Source organism: Ancylobacter sp. TS-1, from assembly GCF_009223885.1.
In the GTDB taxonomy this organism is placed as follows: domain Bacteria; phylum Pseudomonadota; class Alphaproteobacteria; order Rhizobiales; family Xanthobacteraceae; genus Ancylobacter.
This window is the reverse complement of sequence record NZ_CP045144.1, coordinates 1-25,383: the sequence shown is the minus strand read 5'-3', so window position 1 is coordinate 25,383 and position 25,383 is coordinate 1. Positions and strand designations below refer to the sequence as shown.

At 68.5% G+C, this 25,383-nt stretch carries 24 protein-coding genes; 8 read left to right on the top strand and 16 right to left on the bottom strand.

The window, feature by feature from the left end; translation table 11 throughout:
- Nucleotides 1–13 precede the first annotated feature (13 nt).
- The gene (locus GBB76_RS00120) at nucleotides 14–466 is read left to right on the top strand and encodes a YqaA family protein (RefSeq protein WP_152301396.1); all 453 of its coding nucleotides are present in this window, start codon (nucleotides 14–16) and stop codon (nucleotides 464–466) included.
- Nucleotides 467–472: 6 nt separating this feature from the next.
- Here the strand turns inward: GBB76_RS00120 and GBB76_RS00115 are convergent, their stop codons facing one another.
- On the bottom strand, nucleotides 473–2,362 hold the full coding sequence (locus tag GBB76_RS00115) for an AsmA family protein (RefSeq protein ID WP_152301395.1): 1,890 nt from the start codon (nucleotides 2,360–2,362) through the stop codon (nucleotides 473–475).
- 205 nt (nucleotides 2,363–2,567) lie between these two features.
- On the opposite strand from GBB76_RS00115, the gene GBB76_RS00110 reads away from it, so the two are divergent.
- The gene (locus GBB76_RS00110) at nucleotides 2,568–4,535 is read left to right on the top strand and encodes an acetoacetate--CoA ligase (RefSeq protein ID WP_152301394.1); all 1,968 of its coding nucleotides are present in this window, start codon (nucleotides 2,568–2,570) and stop codon (nucleotides 4,533–4,535) included.
- Nucleotides 4,536–4,671: 136 nt separating this feature from the next.
- Here GBB76_RS00110 and GBB76_RS00105 read toward each other — a convergent pair whose 3' ends face one another.
- The 15 genes from GBB76_RS00105 to coxB all read right to left on the bottom strand — a co-directional run bounded on the left by GBB76_RS00105 (nucleotide 4,672) and on the right by coxB (nucleotide 18,891).
- Nucleotides 4,672–6,336 carry an iron ABC transporter permease gene (locus GBB76_RS00105; RefSeq protein ID WP_152301393.1) on the bottom strand — a complete coding sequence of 555 codons (1,665 nt, stop codon included), beginning with the start codon at nucleotides 6,334–6,336 and terminating at the stop codon, nucleotides 4,672–4,674.
- A 100-nt stretch (nucleotides 6,337–6,436) separates the two neighbouring features.
- Nucleotides 6,437–7,477 carry an extracellular solute-binding protein gene (locus GBB76_RS00100; protein ID WP_152301392.1) on the bottom strand — a complete coding sequence of 347 codons (1,041 nt, stop codon included), beginning with the start codon at nucleotides 7,475–7,477 and terminating at the stop codon, nucleotides 6,437–6,439.
- A gap of 271 nt (nucleotides 7,478–7,748) precedes the next feature.
- Entirely contained in the window at nucleotides 7,749–8,225 is a 477-nt protein-coding gene (gene bfr, locus GBB76_RS00095; RefSeq protein ID WP_152301391.1) for a bacterioferritin, read from the bottom strand.
- Nucleotides 8,226–8,317: 92 nt separating this feature from the next.
- Nucleotides 8,318–8,689 carry a bacterioferritin-associated ferredoxin gene (locus tag GBB76_RS00090; protein WP_371717005.1) on the bottom strand — a complete coding sequence of 124 codons (372 nt, stop codon included), beginning with the start codon at nucleotides 8,687–8,689 and terminating at the stop codon, nucleotides 8,318–8,320.
- A gap of 91 nt (nucleotides 8,690–8,780) precedes the next feature.
- A complete protein-coding gene (locus tag GBB76_RS00085) occupies nucleotides 8,781–9,422 on the bottom strand; it encodes a GNAT family N-acetyltransferase (protein ID WP_152301390.1) in 642 nt (213 codons plus the stop codon).
- Between the two features lie 20 nt (nucleotides 9,423–9,442).
- Complete coding sequence (locus GBB76_RS00080) at nucleotides 9,443–10,729, bottom strand: pitrilysin family protein (protein ID WP_152301389.1); 1,287 nt, start codon at nucleotides 10,727–10,729, stop codon at nucleotides 9,443–9,445.
- On the bottom strand, nucleotides 10,726–12,135 hold the full coding sequence (gene thrC, locus GBB76_RS00075) for a threonine synthase (RefSeq protein ID WP_152301388.1): 1,410 nt from the start codon (nucleotides 12,133–12,135) through the stop codon (nucleotides 10,726–10,728). The genes GBB76_RS00080 and thrC overlap by 4 nt, the downstream gene beginning before the upstream one ends.
- Nucleotides 12,136–12,215: 80 nt before the next feature.
- Nucleotides 12,216–12,962 carry an SURF1 family protein gene (locus GBB76_RS00070; protein WP_152301387.1) on the bottom strand — a complete coding sequence of 249 codons (747 nt, stop codon included), beginning with the start codon at nucleotides 12,960–12,962 and terminating at the stop codon, nucleotides 12,216–12,218.
- On the bottom strand, nucleotides 12,959–13,345 hold the full coding sequence (locus tag GBB76_RS00065) for a DUF983 domain-containing protein (RefSeq protein WP_152301386.1): 387 nt from the start codon (nucleotides 13,343–13,345) through the stop codon (nucleotides 12,959–12,961). Before GBB76_RS00065 ends, GBB76_RS00070 begins: the two co-directional genes overlap by 4 nt.
- A gap of 118 nt (nucleotides 13,346–13,463) precedes the next feature.
- Entirely contained in the window at nucleotides 13,464–14,300 is an 837-nt protein-coding gene (locus tag GBB76_RS00060; protein WP_152301385.1) for a cytochrome c oxidase subunit 3, read from the bottom strand.
- A gap of 72 nt (nucleotides 14,301–14,372) precedes the next feature.
- Complete coding sequence (locus GBB76_RS00055; RefSeq protein WP_152301384.1) at nucleotides 14,373–15,020, bottom strand: cytochrome c oxidase assembly protein; 648 nt, start codon at nucleotides 15,018–15,020, stop codon at nucleotides 14,373–14,375.
- A gap of 7 nt (nucleotides 15,021–15,027) precedes the next feature.
- Complete coding sequence (locus tag GBB76_RS00050) at nucleotides 15,028–15,219, bottom strand: hypothetical protein (RefSeq protein WP_152301383.1); 192 nt, start codon at nucleotides 15,217–15,219, stop codon at nucleotides 15,028–15,030.
- 7 nt (nucleotides 15,220–15,226) lie between these two features.
- Nucleotides 15,227–16,180 (bottom strand): heme o synthase, encoded by a 954-nt coding sequence (locus GBB76_RS00045; RefSeq protein ID WP_152301382.1) that lies wholly within the window; start codon nucleotides 16,178–16,180, stop codon nucleotides 15,227–15,229.
- Nucleotides 16,181–16,350: 170 nt separating this feature from the next.
- On the bottom strand, nucleotides 16,351–17,943 hold the full coding sequence (gene ctaD / locus GBB76_RS00040) for a cytochrome c oxidase subunit I (RefSeq protein ID WP_152301381.1): 1,593 nt from the start codon (nucleotides 17,941–17,943) through the stop codon (nucleotides 16,351–16,353).
- Between the two features lie 63 nt (nucleotides 17,944–18,006).
- The gene (gene coxB, locus GBB76_RS00035; protein WP_202911132.1) at nucleotides 18,007–18,891 is read right to left on the bottom strand and encodes a cytochrome c oxidase subunit II; all 885 of its coding nucleotides are present in this window, start codon (nucleotides 18,889–18,891) and stop codon (nucleotides 18,007–18,009) included.
- Between the two features lie 320 nt (nucleotides 18,892–19,211).
- On the opposite strand from coxB, the gene GBB76_RS00030 reads away from it, so the two are divergent.
- The 6 genes from GBB76_RS00030 to dnaA all read left to right on the top strand — a co-directional run bounded on the left by GBB76_RS00030 (nucleotide 19,212) and on the right by dnaA (nucleotide 25,300).
- Nucleotides 19,212–19,727, top strand: coding sequence for an invasion associated locus B family protein (locus tag GBB76_RS00030; protein ID WP_152301379.1), 516 nt, complete (start codon nucleotides 19,212–19,214; stop codon nucleotides 19,725–19,727).
- A gap of 52 nt (nucleotides 19,728–19,779) precedes the next feature.
- Nucleotides 19,780–20,424 (top strand): HAD-IA family hydrolase, encoded by a 645-nt coding sequence (locus GBB76_RS00025; RefSeq protein ID WP_152301378.1) that lies wholly within the window; start codon nucleotides 19,780–19,782, stop codon nucleotides 20,422–20,424.
- A gap of 38 nt (nucleotides 20,425–20,462) precedes the next feature.
- Entirely contained in the window at nucleotides 20,463–21,374 is a 912-nt protein-coding gene (gene mutM, locus GBB76_RS00020; RefSeq protein ID WP_152301377.1) for a bifunctional DNA-formamidopyrimidine glycosylase/DNA-(apurinic or apyrimidinic site) lyase, read from the top strand.
- A gap of 39 nt (nucleotides 21,375–21,413) precedes the next feature.
- Nucleotides 21,414–22,187, top strand: a complete 774-nt coding sequence (locus GBB76_RS00015) for an enoyl-CoA hydratase (protein ID WP_152301376.1) — start codon at nucleotides 21,414–21,416, stop codon at nucleotides 22,185–22,187.
- A gap of 191 nt (nucleotides 22,188–22,378) precedes the next feature.
- Nucleotides 22,379–22,645, top strand: a complete 267-nt coding sequence (gene rpsT / locus GBB76_RS00010; RefSeq protein WP_152301375.1) for a 30S ribosomal protein S20 — start codon at nucleotides 22,379–22,381, stop codon at nucleotides 22,643–22,645.
- A 1,119-nt stretch (nucleotides 22,646–23,764) separates the two neighbouring features.
- On the top strand, nucleotides 23,765–25,300 hold the full coding sequence (dnaA, locus tag GBB76_RS00005; RefSeq protein WP_152301374.1) for a chromosomal replication initiator protein DnaA: 1,536 nt from the start codon (nucleotides 23,765–23,767) through the stop codon (nucleotides 25,298–25,300).
- Nucleotides 25,301–25,383 lie beyond the last annotated feature (83 nt).

Sequence of the window (25,383 nt, the reverse complement as noted above, 5' to 3'; positions counted from 1 at the left end):
GCGGCCGCGCGCGATGATCGACCCGACCTATGTGGACGTGGCCGCCTATGCCGGGCTGTTCGCCGCGGCACTGGCCGCCGCGACCCTTCTGCCCATGCAGTCCGAAGCCGCGCTGGTGGGGCTGCTGCTCACCGGCGCCTATCCGCCCTGGGCGCTCATCGCGGTGGCCAGCCTGGGCAACGTGCTCGGCTCGGCGATCAACTGGGGGCTGGGGCGCGCCATTGTGCGGCTGCGGCACCATCGCTGGTTTCCCGCCAACGAGGCGGCGCTGGAGCGCGCGCAGGGCTGGTATCGCCGCTATGGGAAATGGTCGCTGCTGCTGAGCTGGATGCCCCTCATCGGCGATCCGCTCACCGTGGTCGCCGGCATCCTGCGCGAGCCGCTGGGGGTGTTCCTGCTGCTGGTGACGGTGGCGAAGGTCGGGCGCTACCTCGTCCTCGCCTGGCTGACGCTCGCCGTGGCGTGAGAACCCTCAGGGCAGCGGGCCGGCGACGCCCATCTTGTCGGGGGTGCCGAAGAGCGGGCGCGCCGCGCCGGAGCGGCGGATCAGCGCCTGCGGGTCCGGCAGCACGATCGGCCGGTCCCAGTCGCCGCGCACGATGAAGGGCAGTTCGAACGCCACCGGCGCAGCCACCGCCTCGGCCTCTCCCGGCGCGGCCGCCGCCGCGACCGGCGCCCCCGTGGCGGTGGTGGACGGCGCCGCCTTGGCGGCCGCCGGGGCCGTGCCCACAAGCTGCGCGGTGCCGGCGAAATCGAGATCGCGCTGGGCGATCGAACTCTCGCCGGCAAGGCCGATACGCAGCGTCGAACTCGACATCTCGATGCGGTCGAGCTTGGCGATGCCGTCGCTGATGCTGGCGTCGACGACGATGGCGTCGAAGGGCGTGCGCCCGCCGCGCAGGTCGCCGCCGCCGGAAAGCGGGCGCTTCTCCAGCCGGGCGAGGATGCGCCCCACATCGATGCCGACCAGCGCGCCCTTCTCGCCGGACAGGGTGAAGGCGCCGCTGAGATTCTGCACGATGCCCATGATGCTGGCGCCGGAGCCGCCGGCGGAGAGGCGGAACGAGCCGGTCCCCTCCAGCCGCTGCAGGCGGAACAGCTCGCCCAACGCCTGCGCCAGCGCCACGTCGTCGGCGGAGATGTCGAGGCGCATATCGGCGCCCGGGCCGTTGTCGAGCGGCGCCAGATGCAGCACGGCGCGGAACAGGCCGCCCCACGCCTCGGCCTCGCCGATGGCGACGGAGAGCTTGCCGCCCTTCAGCGTCGCGCTGGCGGCCATGCCCTGGAAGGCGGCATCGCCGACGCGGACCTGGCTGGCGGAAAGCCGGAGGTCGACATCCATCGTCCGGGTGCGGTTGAGGTCGATCGCCTCGCGACTCCACGCCCCGCCCTGCGCGCCGGAAAGCGCGAGCTGCCCGTAGGGCGACAGGTCGAGCTGCTCGGCGGCGAGAGAGCCCTGAAGGATGGAGCGGCTGCCGTCGACACGCAGGTTGAAGCCGCCGACGCCCGAATTGCCGTCGAGATCGATGCGGGCCTCGTTGAGGACGACGCCCTGCGCCGAGACGAGCGCGGCGCCACGCAGCCGGAACGGGCCGAAGCCGCGCTCGGTGGGGGCGTCGAGATTCAGCCATTCCAGCGTGTCGCGCAGCTGGCGCGCGGAAACCGACAGCGCGCCGTTGACCACCGGGCCGCCCGCCAGCCGCATGCCGCCCTCGAAGCCGAGTTCGATCGGCGCGCCGGACACCGACACCCGCAGCCCGCCGGCGCCGCCAGCGGCGAGCGCCACCAGCCCCGACACGCCGATATCCACGTCGAGCGGCTCGTCGCGCCAGACCGTGCGACCGGCGATCGTCGCGTCGCGCCCGCCGCGCCAGGCGATGCGCACATCCGCCTGCGGGATCACCACCTCGTCGCCGGCCGGGCGCGCAATGCTCAGGCTGCCGTCACGGACGTAGATCTCCGCCTCGGAGGTCGCCACGCCGAGCCCGGCGACCAGCGCGCTTATGGCGTCGATCCCGTCGCCGGGATCGTTCAGGGTGACGTCGGCGTCGGTCAGTTCGATATGGTCGGCGCTCAGCGTGCCGGCGAGCAGCGGCAGCAGGTCGAGCACCACCCGCGCGGCGCCGATTGCGATCCGCCCGCGCGGCTCCTCGACCGACACGCCCTGCACGTCGATGGCGGGCCAGGGCAGCACGGTGAACGTGACAGGCCCCTCGATGACCGGCTTGCGTCCCGCCTTCGCCTCCACCATCGACTCGATCTCGCCCCGCAGCCGCTCCTCGGAGGCGAGCTTGGGCGCGAGAACGCCGGCGGCAAGCACCGCCGCGACGGGCACGATCAGGAACGGGACGTATTTCTTCATCAGGTCGAGCGCCTCTGAACCCTCGCTACAGCATAGGGGCGAGCCCGCGCAAGCAAGGGTCGCACTGCTGTCATGGATCCGGTTGAAAGCGCCCGCAACATGTTGTGCGTCTGTGTCTGTTTGATGGCCTGACAGAAGCCCGGCCGGACGCTATGACTCCTCCCTCGGAAGGGCCGCCATCGGGCCACACGAAAGGGATGCGAGCATGAGCGCGACGGGCCAGGAACCGCTTTGGAAGCCGAGCCCGGCGAGGGTCGCCGGCTCGCAGGTTTCCGCCTTCATCGGCGCGGTGAACGGCCGTCACGGCACCGCGCTGGCCGACTATCGCGCGCTGCACCGCTGGTCGGTCGAGAACCCCGCCGCCTTCTGGGAAGACATCTGGGAACTCGGCGCGGTGATCGGCGAGCGGGAAGGCCCGACGCTGGTCGACGGCGACCGCATGCCCGGCGCGCATTTCTTCCCGCAGGCGCGCCTGAACTACGCCGAGAACCTGCTGCGCCCGCGCGACCCGGCCAGCGTGGCGCTGGTGTTCCGCGGCGAGGACAAGGTCGAGCGGCACGTGACCTTCGGCGAGCTGACCGATCTCGTCTCGCGGCTCCAGCAGGCGCTGCGCGCGGCGGGCGTGAGCGTCGGCGACCGGGTGGCGGCGACGATGCCGAACATGCCCGAGACCATCGCCATCATGCTGGCGACGGCCTCGCTGGGCGCGATCTTCTCCTCCTGCTCGCCCGATTTCGGCGAGCGCGGCATTCTCGACCGCTTCGGCCAGATCGCGCCGAAGGTCTATTTCGCCTGCGACGGCTACTGGTACAACGGCAAGCGCGTCGGCATCGGCGACAAGCTGGCCCAGGTCGTGCCACAGCTTCCCGGCCTCGCGCAGGCGGTGATCGTTCCCTATCTCGACGAGGCAGAAGACGTGGCCTCAAAGCTGCCGGACGGCGCCTCGCTCGACGCCTTCGTCGCCCCCTTCGCGCCGGCCCCGCTCACCTTCGAGCGGCTGCCCTTCAACCACCCGGCCTTCATCCTGTTCTCCTCCGGCACCACGGGCGTGCCGAAATGCATCGTGCACGGGGCCGGCGGAACGCTGCTCCAGCACATCAAGGAACACCGGCTGCACTGCGATCTCGTGCCCGGCGACCGGCTGTTCTACTTCACCACCTGCGGCTGGATGATGTGGAACTGGCTCGTCACCGGCCTCGCCAGCGGCCTCACCCTGTGCCTGTTCGACGGCTCGCCCTTCGCCCCGGCGCCGGAAGTGCTGTTCGACTATGCCGAGAAGGAGCGCTTCGCGCTGTTCGGCACCTCGGCCAAATACATCGACTCCCTGCGCAAGGAAGGCGTGCGCCCGGGCGAGACGCACGATCTCTCTGCCCTGAAGGCGCTCACCTCCACCGGCTCGCCGCTGGCACCGGAGAGCTTCGCCTACGTGTACGAGGCCATCAAGGCGGACCTGCACCTCGCCTCGATCTCCGGCGGCACCGACATCATCTCCTGCTTCGTGCTCGGCGACCCGACCGCGCCGGTCTACAAAGGCGAGATCCAGGCGCCCGGCCTCGGCATGGCGATGGAGGTGTGGTCGGACGAGGGCAGGCCCGTCACCGGCGAGCGCGGCGAACTGGTCTGCACCCGCCCCTTCCCCTGCATGCCGGTGGGCTTCTGGAACGACCCGGAAGGCGCCAAGTACCACGCCGCCTATTTCGAGCGCTTCGACAATGTGTGGTGCCATGGCGACTTCGCCGAATGGACCGGGCATGGCGGCATCGTCATCCACGGCCGCTCGGACGCCACGCTGAACCCGCAGGGCGTGCGCATCGGCACCGCCGAAATCTACGCCCAGGCCGAGCAGGTGCCCGAGATCATCGAGGCCATCGCCATCGGCCAGGACTGGGACAATGACGTGCGCGTCGTGCTCTTCGTCCGGCTGAAGGCGGGTGCCGCGCTCGACGCCGAGCTGGAGAAGCGCATCCGCACGCAGATCCGCACCGGGGCAAGCCCGCGCCACGTGCCGGCCAAGATCATCGCCGTCGCCGACATCCCGCGCACCCGCTCGGGCAAGATCACTGAGCTTGCCGTGCGCGACGTGGTGCATGGCCGCCCGGTGAAGAACACCGACGCGCTGGCCAACCCGGAATCGCTGGACCTCTACCGAGACCTGCCGGAACTGGCGGTGTGACGTTCATCACACTGTCATCCCGGCCGAAGGCGAAGCCGTAGAGCCGGGATCGCTCGCCGATCCCGCGCGATCCCGGATCGGCCTCCGGCCGTCCGGGATGACGGCGGTGCGGTGATGCTGCCGCCCGCCGCCGCGCTCAATCGTGCTGCGGCCGGCTCAGCCGCGCCAGCAGGATGACTGGGGCGAGGCCCACCAGCACGATCAGCAGGGCGGCGAGCGCGCCGTCCTCGTAAGTTCCCCGCGCGGCCTCGGCGTAGACGTGGCTCGCCAGCGTCTCGAAGTTCAGCGGGCGCAGCATCAGCGTCGCCGGCAGTTCCTTCATGCAGTCGACGAAGACCAGCAGCGCGGCGGCGCCCAGCGCGGGGCGCAGCAGCGGCAGGTGGATGCGCCGCACCACCCCGCCCGGCTTCTCGCCGAGGCTGCGCGCCGCCATGTCGAGCGTGGTGCCGATCTTGCCGTAGCCGGCCTCCAGCCCGCCGACCGGGATGGCGAGGAAACGGATCACATAGGCGATGATGAGCGCCGCGCCCGAACCCGAGATGAGCAGGCCGGTCGAGAGGCCGAAGAAGCGCTGGCTCAGGCCGGAGACGAGATTGTCGAAGCCGGCGAGCGGCACCAGCAGGCCGACCGCCAACACGGTTCCCGGCACCGCGTAGCCGAGCCCGGCCAGCCTCAGCGCCAGCGCCGAGCGCAGCGCGCCGGTCCGCAGCGCCACCACCACGGCGAAGCCCAGCAGCAGCGCGCAGCCGGTGCCGAGGGCCGCGAACAGCGCGGTGTTGACCGTCTCGGTGACGATGGTCTCCGGCAGGCCGTGGAACTGGAGACGCTTCCAGGCCGACAGCGCCAGATGGCCCGCTGGCACCAGGAAGCCGAGCGTCACCGGCAGCAGGCAGGCGAGGAAGGCCAGCGCGGCGTGTCCCGGCGACAGCGGCCGGCGCACCGGCGCGCGGGCGCGGTCGCCGATATTGCCGACCCTCTGGTGCCGGCGACCCCAGCGCTCCAGCAGCACCAGCGCGAACATCAGCGCCAGCATCATCAGCGCGATCTGCGCCGCGCCGGGCAGGCTGGAGCGGTTGAGCCAGGTCGAATAGATCGAGAGCGTCAGCGTCTGCACGCCGAGGAACTCGCTGGCGCCGATGTCGTTCACCGTCTCCATCAGCGCCAGCGTCACGCCGACGACGATGGCCGGGCGGGCGAGCGGCAGCGCGATGCGGAAGAACGCCTCGGTCGCGCCCACGCCCAGCGTGCGCGCCGCGTCGAGCACCGAGGCGGTCTGCACGAGGAAGGCCGAACGCGCGGCGAGATAGACATAGGGGTAGAGCACCAGCCCCAGCAGCACGATGCAGCCGGGCAGCGAGCGCACTTCCGGCAGCCACAGATCGCGCGGCCTCAGCCCGAACACGCCCCTTATCAGGGTCGGGATCGGCCCGAGCGGATGCACCGCGTCGACATAGACGAAGGCCTGAATATAGGTGGGGATGGCGAGCGGCAGCAGCAGCGCCCATTCGAACACGCCGCGCCCGGGAAAGCGGCAGACCGCCACCAGCCAGGCGGTGCCGGTGCCGATGACGCCGGCGAAGACGCCGACGCCCGCCACCAGTATCGCCGTCTCCAGCAAGGCGTGCGGAATGACGTTGCGGACGAGGTGCGGCCAGAGATCGCCCGACCCCTGCAATGCCGCCCAGCCGAGCGCCAGCAGCGGCAGCAGCACCAGAAGCACAACCGCCCCCGCTGCCGCCCTGAGCAGGGGCGAGCCGGAGGCGGAGGCCGTCGGGTGCGTGTCGGAAACAGCCAGGGTCATGTCGCACGACATCCCGGAGCGGCGACCGCTCCGGGTTTCAGGGAGGCATCAGGGCGGGGCGGCGCGGTGTCCATCATGGCCAACACCGCGCCTACCAGATCTAGTTGTCGAAGCCCACCTTGTCGGCGAGGTCGGCGGCGGCCTTGCGGGCCTTGGCGACCGCGACGAGATCGACATTGTCGACCTTGAGCGGGCCGAAGGCGGCGATGATCGGGTCGACCGGGGCACCCGGCACGACGGGATACTCGAAATTGCCCTTGGCGTAGAGCGCCTGCGCCTCGGGAGAGACGAGATATTCGAGCAGCTTGACCGCGTTGGCCTTGTTGGGCGCGTTCTTGGCGACGCTGGCGCCGGAGATGTTCACATGCGTGCCGCCGCCCTCGAAGGTCGGCAGGATCACGTTGATCGCCTTGCCCCATTCCTCCTGCTCGGGGCCGCCCTTGCCGGAGCGCATGAGGCCCACATAGTAGGAATTGGCGAGGCCGAGATCGCAGATGTCGCCGAGAATATCGCGCGCCACCTCACGGTCGCCGCCGGCCGCCTTGCGGGCGAGGTTGGCCTTGATCCCCTTCAGCCACTCCTCGGCCTTCGCCTCGCCGTGATGGACGATGTAGGCCGCGATCAGAGCCGTGTTGTAGGGGTGCTTGCCAGAACGGATGCAGACCTCGCCCTTCCACTTCGGATCGGCGAAATCCTCATAGGTCAGCGCCGTCGCCTTTACGCGGTCCTTGGAGACATAGGCGACGCGGGCGCGCGCGGAGAGGGCGAACCAGTCGCCGTTGGCGCCACGCAGATTGGCGGGAATGGACTTGTCCAGCACGTCGGACTTGACTGGCTGGGTTACGCCCTGGTCGACGAGATCGAGCAGCGCGCCGACATCGACGGTCATCAGGACGTCCGCCGGGGAGCCCGCGCCTTCCGCCTTCACGCGCTCGACGAGGCCGTCCTTCACGAACACGCTGTTGACCTTGATGCCGGTCTTCTCGGTGAAGCCGTCGAAGAGCGGCTTGGCGAGGCCGGGCTCGCGGGTCGTGTAGATGTTGACGACTTCTTCCGCCGAGGCCCCGAGCGGCGCGAGGCCGAGGCTCGTGGCGGCAAGGCCGGCGAGGACGAGGCGGCGAGCAAGTGCGGCGTGCGTCATGTCTGTCTCCTGCGCGCGGGGCCGGGCGGCCGGGGCATTCCCGGAACGGGCCTGACGTAAGGTTCGCAGGAGGCGGTAATGGACCGCCCTAGGGCGGTCAATGAAAAGATACGTTATTTCAATATCTTAGAATAAGTCTAATGCAAAAGTGCATCGAGACGCGGGCAAGTTGTCGAGTGCCATCAGCGCGATGGCGCAGGCTCATGAGCGATGCCCACGAAAAAGGGCCGGTCGCAGGACCGGCCCCGTTGCCGTGCAGCTCAGGCCCGGTTCAGTCCAGCCCACCGATATGATGCTGGGCGTAGAGCTGAAGGCCGAGATTGGCGATCAGGTCGAGCTGGGTCTCGAGAAAGTCGATATGGCCTTCCTCATCCGCCATCAGCGCCTTGAACAGGTCGCGGCTCGGATAGTCCTGAACGCTCTCGCAATAGGTCGCGGCTTCCTGATAGAGCGCGCGCGCCTCGATCTCGGCGGCGAGGTCGCACTCGATCACTTCCTTGATGTCCTGGCCGATGCGCAGCGGATCGAGCACCTGCAGGTTCGGCAGACCTTCGAGGAAGAGGATGCGGTCGATGAAGCGATCCGCGTGCTGCATTTCCTCGATGGACTCCTCGCGCCACTTGGCGGCGAGTTTCTTGTAACCCCAGTTGTCCAGCATGCGGTAATGCAGCCAGTACTGGTTGATCGCGGTCAGCTCCGACCGGACGCCGCGATTGAGATACTCGATGACCTTGGTGTCGCCCTTCATGGCAGCGCCTCTCGTTCTGGGACTGCCATCTTTTTAGAAGACTTCTAATCACTAGGCAATGTGCTCACACCACGCTGTGGTGGAGGATGCCTTCATTCTGCGGCGATGGCGTGCACCGGCGCGGCGTGCGTATGCGTATGCGCGTGGTCCGAATGGGCATGGGCGGCGACCGGGCAATCGCGGGCGCAGCCGCCGCAGGAGGCCGCGTTCACATCGTCGATCAGCTTGCGGATGGTGCGCGCGCAGCGGCCGCACTGGGCGCTGCAGCCCAGGCAACGGTAGACCTGCCCGACCGAGCGCACAGGCGCCTGCGTTTCCGTCATCGCGTCGCGGATCTGACGGTCGGAAAGCACATTGCAGGAACAGACGATCATCGAGAGGCGGGACCGAAGTGATCGACCATTTAGAATTATTCTAAATTTGGCCTTCGTCTTCTTTTTCGCGCTATTCAGAACCGCCGTCAATCGGCAAAAAGCAATCTACCGATCGTGTGATCCGATCCAGCTAGTTTTCGCTGCGCCTATTTTTATAAGTTCTAGATTAGCGCCGCTCGACTTACTCTTTTCCACTTTCGAACGGTACCAAACTGGGAGCTTCGAGCCGCCGCGCCGGGGCGATCGCATCGGTGCCGAGGCGGGCGAACAGCAGGTGGTCCTGCCAGACGCCGTTGATGCACAGATATTCCCGGCCATAGCCCTCGCGCTGGAAGCCGGAGCCTTCCAGCAGGCGGATCGAAGGGGCGTTGTGCGGAAGGCACGCCGCCTCGATGCGGCGCAGACCCAGCGTGCCATGGGCGAAGGGCAGCAGCGCGCGCACCGCCGCGCTCATATAGCCCCGGCCGGCATAGGGCTCACCCATCCAGTAGCCGAGGTTCGCGGTCTGGGTCACGCCCCGCCGGACATTGGACAGCGAGAGGCCGCCCAGCAGCGCCCTGTCCGAGCGGCGGAAGACGAGGAAGGGATAGGCGAGATCCTCGCGGACGTCGCGCGTGTAGCGGCGCATGCGCCGGCGGAACGAGCCGCGGGTCAGGTCATAGGCCGGCCAGATCGGCTCCCACGGCGTCAGGAAGGTCCGGCTGCGCTCGCGCAGCGCCGCCCAGGCCGCAAAGTCCGACATTTGCGGCATGCGCAGCAATACCGCTTCGCCCTCGATGAGCATCGGCGGCTCATGCCAGGAAACGGAGCGGAAAAGGGCCATGTCGGTGCCGCGACGGCAGGTTACGCTGGTGACAGACGTTCCGCGATGCGCGCCGCCGATTCAAGCGATTTTCCGGGGCCCAGCGCGGTGAATGTCGGCCGCCCGCGCGCGATCAGCGCCCGGCCCGCCGCCTTGGCGTCGTCGAGCGTCACCGCCTCGACCTTGCCGACGATCTCCTCCAGCGGGATCGGCCGGCCGAAGGCCAGCATCTGGCGGGCGAGCTGGTCGGCGCGCGCGCCGGAACTCTCCAGCGCGGCCAGCAGCCCGACCTTGGCCTGCGCCTTGGAGCGGGAAAGCTCGGCCTCGCTCATCGTTTCGATGGTCTCCCCCACCTGATCGACCACGACCGACACCAGTTCGTTGACGTCACCGCCATCGGTGCCGGCATAGATGCCGAACAGCCCCGTGTCGGAATAGGCCCAGTGGAAGGAATAGACCGCGTAGCACAGGCCTCGCGCCTCGCGGACTTCCTGGAACAGCCGCGAGGACATGCCCCCGCCGAGCACGTTGGTGAAGATCTGCAAGGCATGGAAGCCGGGGTCGCGATAGGACAGGCCCGGCAGGCCGACCAGCAGATGCGCCTGTTCGAGATCGCGCCCGCCGCCGATCTCGACCCCGCCCTCATAGCGGCTCGGCTGGGGAACGGGCTTGTCCTCGGCCCCGACGCCGCCCAGGCGCTTCGAGGCTTCCTCGACGATGCGCTCGTGATCGACCGCCCCGGCCGCCGCGACGATGGTCCTGCGCGCCCGATAGTTGCGCGCGAGATAGGTGCGCAGCCGATCCGGCCCGAAGGAGCGCACGCTCGACGGCGTACCGAGGATGGAACGGCCGATGGCCTGCCCGGGGAAGGCCCGCTCCTGGAACAGGTCGAAGACGAGATCGTCCGGCGTGTCGAGCGCAGCGCCGATTTCCTGCACGATCACATTGTGTTCGCGCGTCAGTTCCTCGGGGTCGAAGGCCGGCTCGGTGAAGATGTCGGACAGCACGTCGAGGGCGAGCGGCACGTCCTCGCCCAGCACGCGGGCATTGTAGGTGGTGTGCTCGACGCTGGTCGCCGCGTTGATGTCGCCGCCGACCGCCTCGATCTCCTCGGCGATGGCGCGGGCCGAGCGGCGGCGCGTGCCCTTGAACGCCATATGCTCCAGCAGATGGGAGATGCCGTGCTCGTCCGCCTCCTCGTCGCGCGCGCCGGCCCCGGCCCATATACCGAGCGAGGCGGTGGCGAGGTGGGGCATGGAATCGGTGACGACGGTGACGCCGTTTTCCAGCCGGGTGATGCGCGGGCCGCTCGTCCGGTCCTCGTTCATGCCACCATCTCCGCCGCGCGGGCATGGCGGGCGATGTACGCCTCGATGGCGGCGATGTCGTTCGGCAGGGTGGGCGTGCGCTCGGGCCGCTCCAGCAGGTCCGCCAGATGCGGCGGCAGGGCCGGACGCTCGCCGCAGGCGCGCTCCACCGCATCGGGGAACTTGGCAGGATGCGCGGTGGCCAGCACCACCTGCGGCACGCGCGGATCGTGCTTGACGCGCTCGGCCACCGAGACCGCGACCGCCGTGTGCGGATCGAGCAGATAGCCCGTCTCGGCCCGCACCCGCGCGATGGTCTGCGCCGTCTGCGCCTCATCGGTGCGGCCGGCGTCGAAATCGGCGCGGATCGCCTCAAGGGCGCTGTTGGGCGGCGAGAAGGCGCCGGACTGGCCGAGCGAGGCCATCAGCCCGCGCAGCGCGCCGGCGTCGCGCTCCAGCGCCTCGAACAGCACGCGCTCGAAATTCGACGAGACCTGAATGTCCATCGAGGGCGAGGAGGACGGTTCGACGCCCGTCACCTCGTAGCGCCCGGTGGCGAGGGTGCGAGCGAGGATGTCGTTGACGTTGGTGGCGATGACAAGGCGGTCGACCGGCAGCCCCATGCGCTTGGCGACATAGCCCGCCAGCACGTCGCCGAAATTGCCCGTCGGCACCACGAAGGACACCGGGCGGTGTGGGGCGCCGAGCGCCACGCCCGCCACGAAATAGTAGACGACCTGCGCGACGATGCGCGCCCAGTTGATCGAATTGACGCCGGCGAGCTGGAGCCGGTCGCGGAAGCCGTGATTGTTGAACAGCGCCTTCACATGCGCCTGGCAGTCGTCGAATGTGCCCTCGATCGCAATGGCGTGCACATTGGCGTCCGCCACCGTGGTCATCTGCCGGCGCTGCACCTCGGAGACGCGCCCGGCCGGGTAGAGGATGAACACGTCAGTCCGCGCGCGGCCACGAAACGCCTCGATGGCGGCGCTGCCGGTGTCGCCGGAGGTGGCGCCGACAATGGTGGCGCGCTGGTCCCGCTCGACCAGCACATGGTCCATCATGCGGCCGAGAAGCTGCATGGCCACGTCCTTGAAGGCGAGCGTGGGGCCGTGGAACAGCTCCAGCACGAAGCGGTTGGGCGCGATCTGCACCAGCGGCGTCGTCGCGGGATGGCGGAAGGAGGCGTAGGCCTCCTCCAGCATCGGCTTCAGCACGGCGGGGGTGAACACCGAGTCCACGAAGGGCGCGATCACCCGGCCGGCGACCTCGGCATAGGAATGGCCGGCAAGGCAGGCGATCTCCGGCGGCGCCAGCGCCGGGAAGGCTTCCGGCACATAGAGGCCGCCGTCGCGCGCAAGGCCGGCGAGCAGGGCATCGGAAAAGGCGAGCACAGGCGCTTCGCCCCGGGTCGAGATGTAGCGCACGCGCGCCTCCGCTCAGAAATCGCCGGCAAACTAGAGGCGCCGCCGCCCGGAGGCAAGCAAGGCATGCGGCACCGTCCCGCTTACCGGCGCCGCCGGCTCCATATGAGGGCGGCGAACACCGCCAGCAGCGAGCCCGCCAGCCCGAACCAGGTCAGCGCATATTCAAGATGGCGGTTGGGGAAGGAGATGCGCGTCAGCCCGCCGCGCGGTAGCCCGCCCGGATTGGGCGTCGCATCCGCGTCGATCAGGAAGGGCGCGACCCGCAGGATGCCCTTCGCCGCGGCGACGGCCTCGGGGTCGCGCACGAACCAGCTGTCCTTGGCGGCATCGTTGGGAGGCGTGAACATCGCCGCCTCCTCCGGCATCCGCAGCAGGCCGGTGACGGTGACGACACCGTCGACCTGCCCCTCGGGGCGCGTCGACGGCGCGCGCCTGTCGACCGGCACGAAGCCGCGATTGACGAGGACATAGGCGCCGTCGGCGAGCGCGAGCGGGGTAACGACCCAGTAGCCGGGGCCGCCCGAGCCGTCGGGGGCGGCGTCGATCAGCGCATAGACCTGCACTTCGAGGTCGTGACGGAAGCGCCCCTGCGCGGTCACGCGCCGGTACTCGTCCTCGGCGAAGCTCACCCGCGGCCACTCGGCCTCGTCGGGGAGGTTGGCGGGTGCCTCATGGATGCGAGCCTCGACCTGCGCGATGAGGGACTCCTTCCAGGCCAGCCTTTCCAGCTGCCAGATGCCGAGCCCCACCAGCACGCCGAAGGCGGCGAGCGCGGCCAGCGCGACAGGCAGCAGACGACGCCGGGCCGAACGGGAGGGCTCGCTCACGCATCACCCTTGTCGAGCCGCCCCTCCTGGGCGCGCTTGGCGTATTGCAGGGCGATCATGGTCGCCTTGAGCGGGCGCAACAGGCCCAGCGTCGAGATGAGCACCAGCGGCGTCCACAGCAGCGCGTGCAGCCAGAAGGGCGGCGCCCAGGTCAGCTCGACCCACAGCGCGAGCCCCACCACCAGCGAGCCGGCCGCCAGGATGATGAACACCACCGGGCCGTCGCCGGAATCGTCGAAGCTGTAGTCGAGCCCGCAACTGGTGCAGGACGGCGCGACGGTGAGGAAGCCGCTGAAGAGCCGACCCCGGCCGCAGCGCGGGCAGGAGCAGGAGAGGCCGGCCGCGTAGGGCGAAACCCCGGTGTGGAAGGGCTGAAGGTCCATGCCGTCTCTCTACTACCAATCCGGCGCGGCCGGAAATCCGCAAAAATGCGCGATCCTGTCCCCGCCAACGAAAAAGGGGCGGCTGAATGCCGCCCCTCGAGCCGATGTCGTGCCGCCTTCAATGCGGGGCGCCGGAGCTGCCCCAGACATAGATGAAGGTGAACAGGAACAGCCACACCACGTCGACGAAGTGCCAGTACCAGGCGGCAGCCTCGAAGCCGAAATGATGGGTCGCGGTGAAGTGGCCGGCATAGAGACGGCCCAGGCACACTGCGAGGAAGATGGTGCCGACGATCACATGGAAGCCGTGGAAGCCGGTCGCCATGAAGAAGGTCGCGCCGTAGATGTTGCCCGAGAAGGCGAACTCAGCGTGGCTATACTCGAAGCCCTGCAGCAGCGAGAAGATGAAGCCGAGGCCGACGGTGAGCCACAGGCCCCACTTGGCGCTTTCGCGGTCGCCATGCACCAGCGCATGGTGCGCCCAGGTGAGCGTGGTGCCCGAGGTCAGCAGGATCAGCGTGTTGAGCAGCGGCAGGTGCCAGGGATTGAACGTCTCGATCCCGTTCGGCGGCCAGTGCCCGCCCGTCACCTGGGCGCGGGTGTAGTTGATCTCCTCGCCGGTGAACAGCGCGGCGTCGAAGAAGGCCCAGAACCAGGCGACGAAGAACATCACCTCGGAGGCGATGAACAGGATCATGCCGTAGCGCAGGTGAAGCTGCACCACCGGGGTATGCAGGTGCTCGTGCTCAGCCTCGCGGATGATGTCCCGCCACCACACGATCATCGTGTACAGGACGCCGAGGAAGCCGGCGATGAACACCAGCGACGTCAGCTGGCCGTGCATCCAGAACACCGCGCCCACGGCCATGACGAAGGCGAAAACCGAAATGACGAACGGCCACGGGCTCGGTTCGACGAGGTGGTAGTCGTGCTGCTTGGCGTGTGCCTCGGCCATGGCTTGCGCTCTCCGTTCCGTCCAATTCCCTAGCGATCCGTCAAAGCGGCCGCACTGTTACGTTCCGCCCGTTCAGAGCGGTGCCTTTCCGTCCTTCGGCGCGCCGGCGGCGAGCGGCGCCGCCTTGGCGAAGAAGGTGTAGGAAAGGGTTATGGTCTTCACGCCATTCATCTCCGGATCCTCCGCGAAAGCGGGATCGACGAAGAAGATGACGGGCATGTCGAGGGATTCACCGGGCTGCAGCGTCTGGTCCGTGAAACAGAAGCACTGCATCTTCGCGAAATGGTAGCCCGACTGGGCCGGCGTCACATTGTAGGTGGCACTGGCGGTGACGGGTTTGTCGCTGCGGTTGCGCGCCTTGTAGAAGGCGAGCTTGGTCTCGCCCACCCGCACCGTCACCGAGCGCTGCTCCGGCTCGAAGGCCCAGTCGAGGCCGGGCGCGACATTGGCGTCGAAGCGGACCTCCACCGTGCGCTCCAGCGGGACGGCAGGAGCGGCGGTGGCGACGCGCGTGGCGCCGCCGAAGCCCGTGACCTGGCAGAACATCTGGTAGAGCGGCACGGCGGCGTAGGAGGCGCCGACCATGGTGGCCACGAAGGCCGCGCAGCTGAGCGCGACGACGCGATGCCCGCGGGCACGACGCGGCGCACCCGCCGGATCGGCTGCCCGATCGGCCTCGTGAGCGAGGGGCGCGGGCCCCTTGTCGGCTTCGTCCGCCATCACGGCCTCACAGCGGTCGGATCAGCACGGCGGGGCCGAGCTTCACCACGGTCACGATGTAGAACAGCACGCACAGCGCGCCGAGCACCGTCGCGATGGCGACGGAACGGGCGCGCTGGCGGCGCTTCTGCTCCGGCGTCAGCACCACGCCTTCCACTTCCGGCCCCTTGTTCGCGTCCACCATCTTCACCCTCGCCATCATGTGCTCACAGCCCGAACCAGGCCGGAGCGACCGCCTCGACGAGGAGGACCGCGAAAAGCAGGAACAGGTACAGGATCGAGAAGCCGAACAGGCGCCGCGCGGCGAGTTCGGCGGGAGCGCCCTCGCGGCGGCGATAGACCTGCACCGCCAGCAGCAGCATCAGCGCCCCGGCCACACCCGACACCAGCCCGTAGGCAATGCCGGCCATGCCCATGAAGAAGGGCGACATGGCGAGCGGCACCAGCACCAGCGTGTAGAGCAGGATCTGGCGGCGCGTCTCGTCGGGGCCGGCGACGACGGGCAGCATGGGCACGCCGGCGCGGGCGTAGTCGTCGGACTTGTAGAGCGCCAGCGCCCAGAAATGCGGCGGCGTCCAGAAGAAGATGATGAGGAAGAGCAGCAGGCTTTCGAGCCCGATGCCGCCCGAGGCGGCCGCCCAGCCCACCATGGGCGGGAAGGCGCCGGCGGCGCCGCCGATGACGATGTTCTGCGGCGTCCAGCGCTTGAGCCACATCGTGTAGACGACGACGTAGAACAGGATGGTGAAGGCGAGCAGCGCGGCGGCGAGTTCGTTGACCAGCAGGCCGAGCACCAGCACCGAGCCGACCGAGAGCGTGACGCCGAAGGCGAGCGCCTCGCCGGGGGTGACATGGCCGGCCGGGATCGGGCGGCGGCTGGTGCGGCGCATCACGGCGTCGATGTCCGCGTCCCACCACATGTTGAGCGCGCCCGAGGCGCCGGCGCCGATGGCAATGCACAGCAGCGCGGTGAAGGCGATGACCGGGTGGACCTCGGCCGGGGCGCGCACGAGACCGACCAGCGCGGTGAAGATCACCAGCGACATGACGCGCGGCTTCAGCAGGGCGACGTAGTCCGACACCGAGGCATAGGAAGGCGCGTCGAGCGGACGCGTCTCGCTCTGGCTCAGGTCGTATTCGCGCGAGGCGACGTCGCTCATCACTTCACTCCGGCATCGCCGTCGGGCGGTGCGTTCCTTGCAGCGAACGGGCCGCGCGGGCCCGGTTCGCCGATGCTGCGGGAAGCGCGCCGGTGGCGGCGTGCCTGTCCCCTGAATGTCCCCGGCGCGAGGCGGTCGCGCCGGGTCTTGGTGTCAGACGGTCCGGCCGCTCACTTGATCTTCGGCAGGACGTCGAAGTGATGGAAGGGCGGCGGCGAGCTCAGCGTCCATTCCAGCGTGGTCGCACCCTCGCCCCACGGATTGGCGCCGGCCGGCACCTTGGCGGCGAACATGCGCCAGATGCCGAACAGGAACACCAGCACCGCGAAGCCCGAGATGTAGGAGCCGATCGAGGAAACGAAGTTCCAGCCCGCGAAGGCGTCCGGGTAGTCCGCGTAGCGGCGCGGCATGCCGGCGAGGCCGAGGAAGTGCTGCGGGAAGAACACCAGGTTGACGCCGATGAAGGTCAGCCAGAAGTGCAGCTTGGCGATACCCTCGCTGTACATGTAGCCGAACATCTTCGGGGCCCAGTAGTACCAGCCGGCGAAGATCGCGAACACGGCGCCGAGCGACAGCACGTAGTGGAAATGCGCCACCACGTAATAGGTGTCGTGCAGCGAGCGGTCGACGCCCGCATTCGAGAGCACGACGCCGGTGACGCCGCCGACGGTGAACAGGAAGATGAAGCCGATCGCCCACAGCATGGGCACGCGGAACGAGATCGATCCGCCCCACATCGTGGCGATCCACGAGAAGATCTTCACGCCCGTCGGCACCGCGATGATCATGGTCGCGGCCACGAAATAGGCCTGGGTCGAGGAGGACAGGCCGACCGTGTACATGTGGTGCGCCCACACGACGAAGCCCACCACGCCGATCGCCACCATCGCGTAGGCCATGCCGAGATAGCCGAAGATCGGCTTCTTCGAGAAGGTCGACACGATGTGCGAGACGATGCCGAAGCCCGGCAGGATGAGGATGTACACCTCGGGGTGACCGAAGAACCAGAACAGGTGCTGGAACAGGATCGGATCGCCGCCGCCGGCCGGATCGAAGAAGGTCGTGCCGAAATTGCGGTCCGTCAGCAGCATGGTGATGGCGCCCGCCAGAACCGGGAGCGACAGCAGCAGCAGGAAGGCGGTGACGAGCTGCGACCAGGCGAACAGCGGCATCTTGTGCAGCGTCATGCCGGGGGCGCGCATGTTCAGGATCGTCGTGATCAGGTTGATGGCGCCGAGGATCGAGGAGGCGCCCGCCAGATGCAGCGACAGGATCAGCAGGTCCATCGCCGGGCCGGGGTGGCCGAGCTTCGAGGAGAGCGGCGGGTAGATCGTCCAGCCGCCGCCGAAGCCGTTGGAGCCGGCCGCGCCCTCGACGAACAGCGAGAGGATCGCCAGCGCGAAGGAAGGCGGCAGCAGCCAGAAGGCCACGTTGTTGATGCGCGGGAAGGCGGTGTCCGGCGCGCCGATCATCAGCGGGATGAAGTAGTTGCCGTAGCCGCCGATCATGGCCGGCATCACCATGAAGAAGATCATGATGAGGCCGTGGCCGGTGGTGAACACGTTGAAGGTCTGCGGATCGGAGAAGATCTGCAACCCCGGCTCCTGCAGCTCGGCGCGGATGCCGATGGAGAGGATGCCGCCCACGATCCCCGCGACGATCGCGAAGATCAGGTACATCACACCGATGTCCTTGTTATTGGTCGAATAGACCCAGCGCTTCCAACCCGTCGGATCGCCCGCGTGACCGGCTGCGTATGCCATGGAACCGTCCCTCATTCGCGCGTTCGCACGCGCTTCGAATAGCTAGATCGACGAACCGACGCCTCAGCGCGTCGACGAAACCGCCGTGGCGGCCGGCTCGGTCTGGGCCACCTGCGTGGCGGCCGGGACCGATGCGAACTTCTGCTTGGCCTCTTCGACCCAGCTCGCGAACTCCGCCTCGCTGACGACGCGGATGGCGATGGGCATGAACGCGTGGTCCTTGCCGCACAGCTCGGAGCACTGGCCGTAATAGATGCCTTCCTTCGTCGCCTGGAACCAGCTCTCGTTCAGGCGGCCCGGCAGGGCGTCGATCTTCACGCCGAAGGACGGCAGGGCGAAGGAGTGGATGACGTCGGCCGCCGTGACCTGGATCCGCACGATCTTGTTGACCGGGACCACCACGTCGTTGTCGACCGCCAGCAGGCGCGGCTGGCCGGGCTTGAGGTCGGCTTCCGCGACCATCAGGCTGTCGAAGCTGAAGGCGCCGTTGTCGGGATACTCGTAGGACCAGTACCACTGGTGGCCCGTCACCTTCACGGTGATGTCCGCCTTCGGCAGGTCCAGCTGGAGGAAGAGCAGCCGGAAGGACGGAATGGCGATGGCGACTAGGATCAGCACCGGGACGACCGTCCACACCACCTCGATCAGAGTGTGATGCGTGGTGCGCGAGGGCACCGGATTGGCCTTCTCGTTGAACTTCAGCGCCACCACGATCAGCAGCGCCAGAACCAGTAGCACCACGGCGATGATGATGACGAGCAGGAAGAAGTGGAAGGAGTGGATGCTCTCCATCACCGGAGAGGCCGCCCCCTGCAGATTGATCTGCCAGGGGGAAGGCTGCCCCGTCCCGGCCAGAGCCACACCCGTGCCGGCCAGCAGCAGCACACCGAAGACCCCCGCGATAAGGCCGGCTGCGGTATACGCAGCGCTGCGGATCCACGATTTCATCGCGATCGTCACTCCCATCAGCTCCCTCGGGGCCCGATATTGGCGATGATGATCGCTTCCCGGACCCGTAGCATTTGATCTTCATCAAACACAAAATGCCCCCCTGAGCAACGCGCCACCCCCCCTCTCCTCCTGCGACATGACGTCGGTGGCTGGAACCGTTCTATCCGCTGGGGAGGGTGCGCCCCATTGTTGACATGCGCCGGTGCCTTCTTGCCGCCCGCCTGAACGACTCGCCTGGGTGCGCTGCACGATTCGCCTTGTCCCCGGCCGGCGATTCTTTAGAAGACATACCGGACGACACATTTCTGGAGAGACCCATGCCCGGGTTCGCGGCGTTCCGTTCTGCCATTCTCGCGGTGATCGCCGTCGCCGCCCTGATCGCCGGCGCCGACGGCGCAGCCGCGCAGGGCGTTGTGCGCTCGGTCCATGGCGAGTGGCAGATTCGCTGCGACACCCCGCCGGGCGCGCAGTCCGAGCAGTGCGTGCTGCTGCAGAGCGTGCAGGCCGACGACCGGCCGAATGTCGGCCTGACCGTCATCGTGCTGAAGACCATCGACCAGAAGAGCCGGCTGCTGCGCGTGCTCGCCCCGCTCGGCGTGCTGTTGCCCTCCGGTCTCGGCCTGAAGATCGACAATGCCGATGTCGGCCGCGCCGGCTTCGTGCGCTGCGTGCCCAATGGGTGCGTCGCCGAGGTGGTGATGGACGACAAGCTCATCAGCCAGCTCCGCAACGGCCAGAATGCCACCTTCATCGTCTTCCAGACGCCGGAGGAAGGCATCGGCATTCCGCTCAGCCTGAAGGGCTTCGGCGAAGGCTTCGACGCGCTTCCGTGAGGAGGCGCCGGTGACGCGCCCGCCCGCTCCCCTTTCTCCTGCGACGCCCCCGATGACGCCCCCCGGGCCTGCGGCACCCTGCCCGCCGGTCCGCCTCGTCATCTTCGACATGGACGACGTCCTGCTGCGCTACGACGTGGAGGCGCGTCGCGTCGCCATGGGCGCGCTTGCCGGGCTCTCCGGCGACGATGTCGAGCGGCTGGTGTGGACCAGCGGCATCGAGGACGATTCCGATATCGGCCGGCTGACGCCCGACGCCTATCTCGCCGCCATCGCGGCCGCGCTCGGCGTGCCGTTCGGCCGGGACGAGTGGCTGCGCACGCGCGCGGGCGCCATGACGCTCGACCCGCAGGCGGTGGCCCTTGCCGGCATGGTGCGCGAATCCACGCGCGTTGCCCTGTTGACGAACAACGGCCACATCATGAAGGAGCACTTCGACGCGCTGGTACCGGAACTGCGGACGCTGTTCGGGCCGGCCATGCACGTCGCCGCCGATTTCGGCACCAAGAAGCCGGACCCTTCCATATATAAAAGCGTGGCGGCGCTTCATGGCGTCGAGCCGGCGCAGGCCGTGATGATCGACGACAAGCCGGCCAATGTCGCGGGGGCCGTGGCGGCTGGCCTGCGCGCGCACCATTTCCAGGACGCGGAGGGGCTCGCGGCCTTCCTCCGGGAACTCGGGCTGGTCGCGCCTTAAGAGACGGATACGGCCCCAGAGACGGACAAGGCCTCACCATGCCCGAATTGCCCGAAGTGGAGACCGTCCGGCGCGGGCTGGCGCCGGTGATGGAAGGCCGGCGCATCCTTGCCGCCCTCGCCCGCCGCCCAGACCTGCGCTGGCCGCTGCCCGAGCGCTTCGCCGAACGGCTGACGGGACGGACGCTGCGCCGGCTCGACCGGCGGGCGAAATATCTGATGGCGGATGTAGGTCCCGACGCGAGTGGCGTCGACGAGGTGCTAGTCATGCATCTGGGCATGTCCGGCTCATTCCGCATCGAGCCCGACAGCGGCCCGCCGGAAATACCGGGCGACTTCCACATGCCGCACTCGCGCCTCGCGGCGCACGACCACGTGGTGTTGCGCATGGAGGGCGGCGCAGGCGGCGGGGTGGAGGTGGTCTATAACGACCCGCGCCGCTTCGGCGCCATGCTGCTGGTGCCCCGCGACGGGCTGGCGGCGCACCCGCTTTTTCGCGACCTCGGGCCCGAGCCGCTGGGAGCGGACTTCACCCCCGAAGCGCTGGCCCGCGCCTTGGCCGGGCGGCGCACCCCGCTGAAGGCGGCGCTGCTCGACCAGAAGATCGTCGCCGGGCTCGGCAACATCTATGTCTGCGAGGCGCTGCACCGCGCCGGCCTCTCGCCCGAGCGGCCGGCCGGCACCCTCGTCACGGCGGCGGGCCGGCCCACCGCCGCCGCGCGGCGACTGGTCGAGACGATCCGGCTGGTACTGGAGGAGGCCATCGCCGCCGGCGGCTCGACGCTGCGCGACCATGCGCAGGTCGACGGCACGCTCGGCTATTTCCAGCACACCTTCCGCGCCTATGACCGCGAGGGCGAGCCCTGCCTCGCCCCGGGCTGCCGCGGCACCATCGCCCGCCTTGTCCAGAGCGGGCGCTCGACCTTTTACTGTATCGCCTGCCAGCGCTAGATGGCGGGACGGAAGCCACCAGAGATCGGGAGACGCGCCATGGCGTACGACAACATCCTCGTCGAGACCACAGGACGCGTCGGCGTCATCACCCTCAACCGGCCGAAGGCGCTCAACGCCCTGAACGCGGCGCTGATCGACGAGCTCGGCCGGGCGCTCGATGCCTTCGAGGCGGATGCCGGCATCGGCGCCATCGTACTCACCGGCTCGGACCGCGCCTTCGCCGCCGGCGCCGACATCAAGGAGATGCAGCCGCTCCTGTTCCCCGCCACCTATACCGAGGACTTCATCACCAGCTGGGAGCGCCTGTCGCGCTGCCGCAAGCCGGTGATCGCGGCCGTGGCAGGCTACGCGCTGGGCGGCGGCTGCGAGCTCGCCATGATGTGCGACATCATCCTCGCCGCCGACAATGCCCGCTTCGGCCAGCCGGAGATCCAGCTCGGCATCATGCCGGGCGCCGGCGGCTCCCAGCGCCTCACCCGCGCCGTCGGCAAGGCGAAGGCGATGGAGATGTGCCTGACCGGGCGCACGCTCACCGCCGAGGAGGCCGACCGCTACGGACTTGTCTCGCGGGTCGTGCCGCTGGCAGATCTGCGTGCCGAGGCGCTCAAGGTGGCCGGCACCATCGCCGACCTCTCCCTCGCCTCCGTCATGATGACCAAGGAAAGCGTCAACCGCGCCTTCGAGACGACGCTGGCCGAGGGAATCCGATTCGAGCGCCGCATGTTCCAGGCGCTGTTCGCCACCGCCGACCAGAAGGAAGGCATGTCCGCCTTCGCCGAGAAGCGCGGCGCCGCCTTCCGCAACGCCTGAGCGCCGGCGGGGCGGCTCCGGGGCGCGTGCAAAGCTGCCGCGCGCGCCTTTCATATTGACGCGAGGGCGCCCCCCGACTATAAGCCCGCCACTCGCACGGGGCTCCTCCGGGTTGGCTCCGCTGTTTCCTTTGCAACCGATTTCCGGCAAGAGCGGCCCCGCCGTTCCTGCGACGACGAAGAGGACGGCCGATGGCCAATACGCCCTCCGCCAAAAAGGCGACTCGCAAGATCGAGCGCCGTACCGCGGTCAACAAGAACCGCCGTTCGCGCCTGCGCACCTTCGTGCGCAAGGTCGAGGACGCGCTCGCTTCCGGCGATGCCGCCGCCGCCACGACCGCCTTCAAGGCGGCCGAGCCGGAGATCCAGCGCGCTGCGCAGAAGGGTGTGCTCCACAAGAACACCGCTTCCCGCAAAGTGTCGCGTCTGGCCCAGCGCGTGGCCAAGCTCAGCGCCTGATCGGCCCTGCGCCGCCTACAACCAAAAGTTTGCAAGAGCCCGGCCCTCGCGCCGGGCTCTTTGCATTTGGGCCTGTGCCGACGCGCGCCGACGACCGGGCTTGGACGACGCCGGCAAGGGCAGTTGCAGAACTGTCACATCGCGCCAACGACTCGAAATGTTCCGCTTTATCGCCGCCACCCGCCCTTGACTCACCCGCCCCGACGAAGCAGCCGGCGGGGGTGGCCGGCAGGCTCAAAAAGCAGGCTCGGTCGCGCAGAAATATAGTATACAAACCAACGCCTTATAGCCCACCCGCCGGGGGGCTTCGCGAATCGCGGCGAGCGCCGCCCGGCGGGCGCTTGGGGCATGAAAATTAGCTGAGGAAAGACCCGTCATCTGGCGTCACAGAATCTTGCAAGCGACTCAGAGATTTGCCGACTGATGGTTCTTTTTTGGGCGGCCGAATCACCGCCCGAGGGCACCCCCTGCGACCCCCGCGCACGCCAACGGCGTTGCACCAAAGGGGGGCGCTGTGTATGTTGTCTTCATCCGGTTCCGCCGGGCACCTCAGCGAAAAGTTGAGTTTTGAAGCTTCTCATTTCAACGTGAGGGGGGAGTTGTGTTCTGCAATCATCACTGTCCTCACTTGGAATTATGCTGGGCTTATTGTGAAATGACATGACTCCTCTGTCATTTGAGGGGTACGTGCCAACGTACTGTGTGGCCGCGTAAGCATAATTAGTTGCACTCATAACAACGAAGACTAGTTAGGGCGGCAACGACCTTGCCGCGAAGGGGCTGCTATGATTACGCAAACGGGCGCACTCTGGGGTGCGTGTTCAGATTGTATCGCCGGATCGTCGGCGGATATCTCGATCTGCTGCCGGGCGATCCCGGCCCCTCAGCCGCCGAGCCCCCGTTACGCGTTCCCCGCCAAGTTCGAACGGCCCGGTTGAGGCTTCGGTGCGGGTCCTCTAGGGACGCCGCCCGGCAATCGACGGATGGCCCGTGCCACGCCGTCGGACACGATTTCATTCGCGCCGAAGGGAACCAGCCCCGACCGCCGCACACGCGGCGTCGCTGTGGCGGCATTCCCTTCGTGCTTCCCAAGAACCGCACAAGAACCGCGGAGCGGACATGTTCAAATCCAACGACCTCGACCCCTCAGGCCAAGGCGCGTATTCGAGCGCAGCCGCGCGTGCCGCCGCACGTGCGGGTTTGGACACTGAAGCGCGCGAGGTCGCGACCGGCGAGACCGATGCACGCCAGACCTGGGACCGGATCCGCCGGCGCCTGCGTGCCGAGATCGGCGAGGAAGTCTATACGAGCTGGTTTCCGCGCCTCGAACTCGACGGGATTAACGGCGGAACGGCGCGCCTGTCCGTCCCGACCCGGTTCCTGAAGACCTGGATCCAGCAGCATTATATCGACCGCCTGACGGCTCTCTGGCAGGAAGAAGCCTCGGCCGACCGGGTGGAGCTGGTGGTGCGTACCGCCGTGATGCGCGCGCCAGGCGCGGCGCCCGCGCCGGTGCGTACTCTGACGCAGGCCGCCCAGCGCGCCTCCGCCGAGGCCGGCAGCCCGGCGGGATCGGCCGCCGCCGCGCATGTGAACGCGAACGATGCCTCCAGCGGGTCGCCGCTCGATCCGCGCCTGAACTTCGCGACCTATCGCCTCGGCGATTCCAACCGGCTCGCCCATGCGGCGGCGCTCAAGGTCGCCGACGCGCCGGCCGGCAGCGGCCCGGTGTTCAACCCGCTTTATCTCCATGCCGCCGTCGGCCTCGGCAAGACGCATCTGCTGCAGGCGATCGCCGCCTCCGGCGCCACCAGCGGGCGGCGCGTCGTCTACCTCACCGCCGAACGCTTCATGTATGGCTTCGTCGCCGCCCTGAAGAGCCAGTCCTCGCTCGCCTTCAAGGAACAGCTGCGCGGCATCGACACGCTGGTGATCGACGACCTGCAGTTCCTGCAGGGCAAGAGCGTGCAGCAGGAGTTCTGTCACACGCTCAACGCGCTGATGGATTCCGGCCGTCAGGTGGTGATCGCCGCCGACCGTCCGCCGGCCGAGCTCGACGCTCTTGAGGAGCGGGTGCGCTCGCGCCTCGCCGGCGGCCTCGTGGTCGAGATCGCCCCGCTCGACGAGGAGCTCAAGCTCGAGATCCTGGCGGCCCGCGTTTCCACCCTCGCCCAGCAGCACCCCGGCTTCAACGTGCCGGCCGACGTGCTCGGCTTCATCGCCCGTAACTGCGGCCAGAACGGGCGCGACCTCGACGGCGCGCTCAACCGGCTGCTGGCGCACAACCAGCTCACCTCGCGCGCGATCACGCTGGAAATGGCCGAGACCGCCGTTCGCGACCTCGTGCGCTCCAGCGAGCCCAAGCGCGTGCGGGTCGACGACATCCTGCGCATCGTCGCCAAGCACTACAATGTCAGCCGCGCCGACATCCTCTCGCAGCGCCGCACCGCCAATGTGGTGAAGCCCCGCCAGATCGCGATGTATCTCGCCAAGATGCTCACCCTGCGTTCGCTGCCGGAAATCGGCCGGCGCTTCGGCGGACGCGACCACACCACCGTCCTCCATGCGGTGCGCAAGATCGACGGGCTGGTGGGTTCCGACCGGGCGCTGGCCGAGGAAGTCGAGACGCTCAAGCGGCTGGTCAACGACGATTGAGGACGGGCGCCGCGAGCCGGCGCTCTCCACCTCCGCGTTTTCCGTGCCGGGGCTTTCCGCTCCGGCGCTTTCCCCGGAATTAC